The sequence below is a fragment of the Vibrio sp. R-1 genome (genome assembly GCF_035615595.1).
Lineage (GTDB): Bacteria > Pseudomonadota > Gammaproteobacteria > Enterobacterales > Vibrionaceae > Vibrio > Vibrio cholerae.
Window position 1 is genome coordinate 1 of sequence record NZ_WPDC01000127.1, and the last position, 6,587, is coordinate 6,587.

At 45.9% G+C, this 6,587-nt stretch carries 4 protein-coding genes and 1 pseudogene; 3 read left to right on the top strand and 2 right to left on the bottom strand.

The annotated features are described in order from the left end of the window. Window positions 1–37 precede the first annotated feature (37 nt). Together GOU96_RS16430 and GOU96_RS16435 are read left to right on the top strand one after the other, a co-directional pair. The gene (locus GOU96_RS16430; RefSeq protein WP_001910759.1) at window positions 38–1,054 is read left to right on the top strand and encodes an ABC transporter substrate-binding protein; all 1,017 of its coding nucleotides are present in this window, start codon (window positions 38–40) and stop codon (window positions 1,052–1,054) included. Next, on the top strand, window positions 1,051–2,382 hold the full coding sequence (locus GOU96_RS16435; protein WP_000610805.1) for a GGDEF domain-containing protein: 1,332 nt from the start codon (window positions 1,051–1,053) through the stop codon (window positions 2,380–2,382). The genes GOU96_RS16430 and GOU96_RS16435 overlap by 4 nt, the downstream gene beginning before the upstream one ends. Window positions 2,383–2,432: 50 nt before the next feature. Here GOU96_RS16435 and GOU96_RS16440 read toward each other — a convergent pair whose 3' ends face one another. Then, a complete protein-coding gene (locus tag GOU96_RS16440; RefSeq protein ID WP_000434286.1) occupies window positions 2,433–3,113 on the bottom strand; it encodes a hypothetical protein in 681 nt (226 codons plus the stop codon). A gap of 475 nt (window positions 3,114–3,588) precedes the next feature. Here GOU96_RS16440 and GOU96_RS16445 point away from each other — a divergent pair, with 475 nt between their 5' ends. Then, window positions 3,589–4,665 carry a GGDEF domain-containing protein gene (locus GOU96_RS16445; RefSeq protein ID WP_001906708.1) on the top strand — a complete coding sequence of 359 codons (1,077 nt, stop codon included), beginning with the start codon at window positions 3,589–3,591 and terminating at the stop codon, window positions 4,663–4,665. A gap of 112 nt (window positions 4,666–4,777) precedes the next feature. Here the strand turns inward: GOU96_RS16445 and GOU96_RS16450 are convergent. Further along, window positions 4,778–6,587, bottom strand: a pseudogene (locus GOU96_RS16450) (molecular chaperone DnaK); the annotation flags it as partial.

The following is a 6,587-nucleotide window of genomic DNA, read 5'->3' on the forward strand; positions in this document are numbered from 1 at the left end:
ACCATAGAACAATATTCATACAGATTCAGAGGTTGGCATGTTTTTGGCTCGGCAATCCCGAAGATGGATAGTTTACCTATCGATTCTCGCCATCGCTTTCGTAGCGTGGCGATGGCTGACTCCTTTGGCAACCGCGATTAGCGTTAACTCCAATGCTGCTCCAATCAAAATAGCGGTATCACAAACACCTCTTTCTTCCCCTTTTTATCTTGCTGATCAACTGGGCTTTTTTAAGCAGCAGGGGATTGATGTTGAGCTCGTGGCATGCAGTGGTGGAGTGCAATGCAGCCAAGCCTTGTTTCAAGGGGAGGTGAGTTATGCGACGGCGTCAGAATCTGTGGCAATGTTTAGCAGCTTCGAGCGTCAGGATTTTCTTATTCTTGCTAGCTTTGTGCAATCAGATAACGATTTGAAGCTCCTTGCATTAGAAAGCGAGACGATTCGCTCGGTTGCGGATTTACACAACAAACGTGTCGGTATGATCAGAGCGAGCGCCAGTGAGTTCTATTTTGATTCATTACTTTTGGCCAATAACTTGAAAGGTATTCCAATCGATAAAGTGTATGGCACTGCGGATCAGCTTTATCAGCAGTTATTTGATAAACAGCTGGATGCCATTTCGATTTGGGAGCCTTGGGGATACAAAATTGGGGTTGCTGCGGAATCGAAAGTGACCAATCTGAGTTTGCCGGGCATTTACACCTTATCGTTTAATTTATTAACCATGAAACCGACGACGGAAGAAGAAAAGCAACGCAGTCTTGCGATTTTAAAAGCCCTGAAGCAAGCGATTGATTGGATTCATCAAAACCCAGAACGCACTCGATACCGAGTGGCAGGTGTGTTGAATATTGATGAAAAACAGCTGAGATGGTCATGGCAAGATTATTCATTTCGTCTCTCGCTCGGTAATACTTTATTAACAAACTTACAACTTCAGGGACGCTGGGCATTAGAAAACAAGTTAGTGCATGGTCAATTGCCCGATTATCGGCAATTAATGGCTGACGACCTGTTGAGCGAAGCGGTGAAAAACGATGGAGGCCAGCCTTGATCAACTCATTAAACCGCAAAATGACGTTACTGTTTATTGCATCACTGCTGTTAGTTGGTTTTATTGCTTTCTCATTACTGAACTTAGATCAGCGGCAGCAGCAAACCAATGCTGAGCTGGATACGATTTTGGAAATCCAAAACAGCATTGCCATGTTGCGTAGCCAGCTCTGGGTCTTTCTGCAATACAACGATGCTCATAGCTTAGAGCAGGTTTATCGTGCGCAGCAGGTTTTGGCTGGGCAGCTCGAGATGGAAACGGTCTTTGGCCAACACTTAGCTGGCATCCAAAGAATGAATAACAGTTTAGCCGGGCTACTAGAACAAGAGCGCTACATGGCCGAAGAATCGGGCATTACTAAGTTGGTCGATGGCATCGGAACTTATGAGCTACTTCACTCTCGATACAATATTTTGGTGCAAAACATGAATGAGGAGCTGGCCTATTTTCAGCGTCAAGTCATGGAAGAGAGCATTAATAATCAACGCTATTTATTGTTAACCACCATGGCGCACTTACTGCTCTTCTCTTCGGTTGTCTGTGGTATCGCGCTGGTGGTGTTACGCCGTTTCCGACATGGATGTAAAACTCTCCAAGAAGGGATTGAACAAATGGCGAAAGGGGATCTCGCCAGCCGAATTTCCACTCAAAATAATGAACAAGAGTTTGTTCAATTAACTCAGTTTTTCAATCAAATGAAGGCTTCGCTGCAAAGCACAACCGTTACCAAAGATGAGTTACAAGCGGAAGTGGCAAGAAAAACCGCCAAATTAGAGCGTCAAAAAGCGGAATTACGTTTCTTGTCAGAAAGAGATTCATTGACAGGTATTTTGAACCGCCGTGCCTTTAAACAGCAGCTTAGTCACGCGTTAATTAAAGCGAAGCGCTCAAACATGAAGCTGGCTTTACTGTTTTTTGACTTAGATAAATTTAAAGAAATCAATGACACCAAAGGGCATGAAGTAGGTGATCTTGTCTTGCAAGAAATCGCTCAACGGCTCAAAGGGTCGATACGAGAATCGGATTTTTGTGGGCGCTTAGGGGGGGATGAATTTGTGGTATGCCTAGATCTGCTGCAGGATCACAGTGGCGTTATCAATAAGGCTTATCAGATGCTAGAAAAACTACAAAAGCCGCTTCAACTTAACCAAGAGAGCTTAGAGATTGGGGTGAGTATTGGTGTCGCCTTATATCCAGAGCAAGCGACCCAAGTACCTGAATTATTGCGTATTGCTGATGAGGCGATGTACACCGCAAAACATCAATCCGGCAATACGGTGTATTGCGCCCACCAAGATAAGCACGATCACACCAGTTTAGTGAGCTGATGCACAAAGGCCGCAGCAACGGGATCAGAATTTGGTTGCTGCGGTTTCTGTCATGACGATGAGTAGCGCGCGTTTTTGGACGCTGCGGGTCTCGCGTGAAAAGGTTTTGTGGGATTCGGTTTACGTCGAGCGGCAAATTTTGCGGGTTTATGCTGTGATTGTCTCTGCTCGGCGGCTTTCTTTGCCGCCACATTTTCGACGACAAAATAGGGGTCTTCGTAGTGTTCGGCTGGGCCAAATTCTTGTTTGACCAAGCGATTCCACAATCCACGGTCAAAGCCTTGTTCAGGAATGGCAGGGTAGAGTGTCTCAATTTCTTCTTGAGCATAATTCAAGAATGCGGCTTTTTGGGTTTGATTAAAGCGCTGCGCAACCGTGTTATGTTTTTTGATCCACACTATTTTAAATTGACGCAATTCTGCTTCTGCCTGCTCCAAGGGTAAACGAGACAGATAAATGCGCTTATAAGACACTTTTCTATCGATCATAGTGCGCATTGCGGTTTGAATATAATCACCGTGATGAGTAATCGAAATGTCGTCCGGATCAAACAGATTGACGCACCAACCCTTAGGCAGAAATTCGTCTTGTTGATATTGATGATTGCGTGCGACCAGTGCTTGATGGAGCACTAAATCAGACTTACCTCGAAAAGTTTGCTGCCATTTGGCAATGCGCACTTGGATTGACCCTGGCAAACGAAAAACATGTGTAAATTTATCTTGTTCCATTGGCTTATTTGCAACCTGAGCTTGTATACCCAGCCTATATGATTGCGAAAGAGTGGAAGATCGAAGGATATCCGCTTTTCCGCAACGTTAGGGTATCTGGGCATAGAATCTATGTTTTATTGATACCTCGATTTCCTGCATAGGGGAGGCTATTCACGAAAATCGAAATTAAGCAAAAGAGCAAACTGTCACAGCAGTTACTAACCAACGACGCGAGTCTACTTGTCTTTAATAAGACTATAGTTTTGTTTGGGAGGCGAATTCTACACCCGTTCAGGTCGTTAATGCGAGCTTAAGTTGTTAGATAATTTATATTTTAGTAGTTATTTGGGGAGAAGAGCGCCAAAATGTTGTTTAAGTTGATTTTATTTTTGTGCATTCAGGACGACCAAGCATGATGGATCTTTCGTTTTTAGAAATTGCCACGGTGATTAATAACATCGCATGCAGTGCAATAGCCGCGCTCTTTCTTTATATGTTAAGAAGCAAGCTGATTGAACATAAATTGGATACGGCCACTTGGTTTGTGCTGCTGTTTTTGGCTTACGGCTTGGCTTATACCACCTCTTCGCTGCGTTTTATTTTACCGATGGGATTTGCCATCTTTGTCAATAACTTGCTCTATCAACTTGGCGGTTATTGCATGCTATTTGCCGTATTGCGCTGGTATCAAAAGCCGATCAAAAGTGGCTTATACCTACTGATGATGGCGCACTCCTTGTCGTTTGCTTTGTTATTATATCTCTTGTTCCGTTTGAATCCTGAAGATATAGGACTGCGCATCTTGATTGCTTCGTTAAGCTTGTCTTCGGTGTATCTGATTTCTGCAATCGTTGCGGCAAAAAATGGTCAGCGTGGGCGGCCAGAGCAAACCCTTTTCGCTGTTGTATTGGCAGTGATGATGGTCATGCTCTATGTTCCTTTCGTCGCTTATCAAACTTTACCTTTGTTGGCGGTATTTCGCGCCTCGACCATAGTGGTACAGAACCTGTTCTTTTTTATCATTCTTGGCACCATGCTAATGCTGTTTTTGTTCGAGGAAATAGAATGGCATCGCTTACGCTCTATTCAAGATGAACTGACAGGCGCGTTTAACCGTCGTCATTTTAAAGAGCAAGTACAGCAAAAATTGAAGCAGTCTAAGCAGAAATCTATGGTGGCTTTAGTCGATATTGACCATTTCAAGCAGATCAATGATTCCTATGGACATGATATTGGTGATTCAGTGATCACTTATGTGGTTCGCCATTTAGAGTCACTGGCATTAACGGAATGCTTGGTCGCTCGATATGGCGGTGAAGAGTTCGCGATCTTTGCCCGTGAAAATGATTTTGAGCGAGTATCGCAAGCTCTTGATTCGGTACGTGATGCGATTTCGGTAGGTTTTCATGTTGAACAGCAACCACTCAAAGTATCGGTCAGTATCGGCGCGGTGATTTTCGAAAGTTCACATGAATATGGCGAAGTATTACGCCAAGCGGATAAGGCGTTATACCAAGCGAAGCAACAAGGACGAAACCGAATCATGCTGCAAGACGTGAGCGCGAGTTAACTCAGATTGTTTATAGGATGGGAGCCTAACGGCTCCTATATTTCAATACCTGCAACTCCCTGTAGTTTTGGTATATCTGCTACTTCACGTTGCTTGGCCTTGTCCCTCTGACTCAGTGAGCCAGCAAAATCAACCCGTTGGGTAAGCTTTCTCCAAAGGCGCGTTGAGTTTCCGCTGCATCCAGTTCGACTACTTCACTAACCAGATTAATCCATGAATCGGCCACGCGACTCTGCTTGAGCTTATCCAACACTTGTGTGCGCCATTCTTCCGATATATCGCGAGTGCGATCCGCCGTTTTGCGACACATCATCACAGTGGCAAAAGCGCACATTGGCTCTTGTTGCCAGTCTTGCTCTAAGAGCTTAGGAAGCCACTGCTGGATCTGCTCTTTGGGCAGACAGGTATGCAGGCTGCCGTAAAAAGGTGTGCGAGCGGCCAATCGTCCTAATGCCCACCAATGCGCTTGTTGATACTGAGTATGGTTGAGTGCCTTATTTAAAAACCAAGTGGCGAGTAGAGTTTTGTCTTCCACCTGCAAATGCTCTAAAGAGGCGGCGAGACGCACCATGGCTTCATAGCCTTTCTCTTGGGCTTCTTTAGTTGAAGCAGGCGTTCGCATTGCTCCGGGATGGAGATACTTGGCGATATCTGCCAGCAAGGTTTCTTGCTGTTCTTGATTCAAACCTCCAGCAACACGACGCCAGAATACCCACCAATCTGTCCAACCTTGCGTATTGGCAAACTGAATACCTTGTTGGTACAGCGTCCAAATTTGTTCAATCCGCCAACCATCAGTGGCATCACCAAAACCGGGACGTAAGCAGAAGCCTGCCAGACGTAGCCAGTTTTTTTCATGGGGCTCTGAACGGCGACGGCGCTTACGGCCAAGGGCAAGCGTGTCAAATAGGCTGCGTAAGGTGGAAAAATCCCACGTTTCCCGTTTACCTAAGCGTTTTTCTAGCTCTTTGGTCAGCGTTTTGATCGCTTGTTGGTCAGCACTGGTTTTGTTGGCGCTGTAGATTTTGCTGATGAGATCTTTCGCCTCTTGTAACTTAGGAGAAGTAGCGACGCTGTCCTCCAGTTCTCCGGCTTGGGTTACGCTGTGACGAATATCAAATTCAACTTGCCAGCGCTGCTTTTCATCATTGGGATTGACACACACGATTTGCAGAGTGCCCACCTCGGTTAATTGGCAGGCCAATTGCACTTCTACGCGCTGCTTTTGGTTGGCGGCAAGCTCGGTGGGGTCGAGTGCGGGTAAAGTAACAATATAAGGCGGCAAGGGCTGAAACTTATCGGTATCAATGGTAAACAGAGCGCCATTTTGTACCCGTTGCTCTTGTGTGATGTGCTCGTGCGTCGAGGTTAACAAATTAAAGCGCACCGGTTCACCGACCGTGAGAGCAAAGCGGCGGCTGGTTAAACGAATTTCTTGTCCTTCTTCACTGCCTTTGGCGAGCAGACATAAGGCTTTGCCGAGTTTATTTTTTTCTTGTAGATGAAGGAAATAAGAGCGCGCTGCGCCACCACCAATTTTGAGCTGCGCACCGCGTCTTGCTTTGGCATAAGCCACAGCGCCTAATGCCACAGACCAGTCTGGGTGCGGGTTATCAAGTAGGGTGATTGGTCGGCCTAACCAGTCACTCAGTAACGCGATGAGTCTTTGCGTGATGAGCGAACTATTAAAGACGCCACCGTTGAGTAATAACGCTGTCGGCAACAGGTCGGTGGACACTGTATTGGGCTCTGTATTGGGATCGGAGGGCACCACGCCTTGATGATGGCTCAAAAACTCAGCGATATGTTTACTGACCGCAGGGTCAGACGCATAAGGCAAGCCAAACTCCACGACGGCACTGCGGCGTTTCTCTGGTCGTACGTCACGCTGGGTCAGTGGAAAAAATCCATCAAGCGCAATC

What these genes read in the sequence shown, in the direction of transcription:
- GOU96_RS16430 (WP_001910759.1), top strand. Translation starts at nt 38, where the DNA reads ATGTTTTTGGCTCGGCAATCCCGAAGATGGATAGTTTACCTATCGATT.
- GOU96_RS16440 (WP_000434286.1), bottom strand. Translation starts at nt 3,113, where the DNA reads ATGGAACAAGATAAATTTACACATGTTTTTCGTTTGCCAGGGTCAATC.
- GOU96_RS16445 (WP_001906708.1), top strand. Translation starts at nt 3,589, where the DNA reads ATGTTAAGAAGCAAGCTGATTGAACATAAATTGGATACGGCCACTTGG.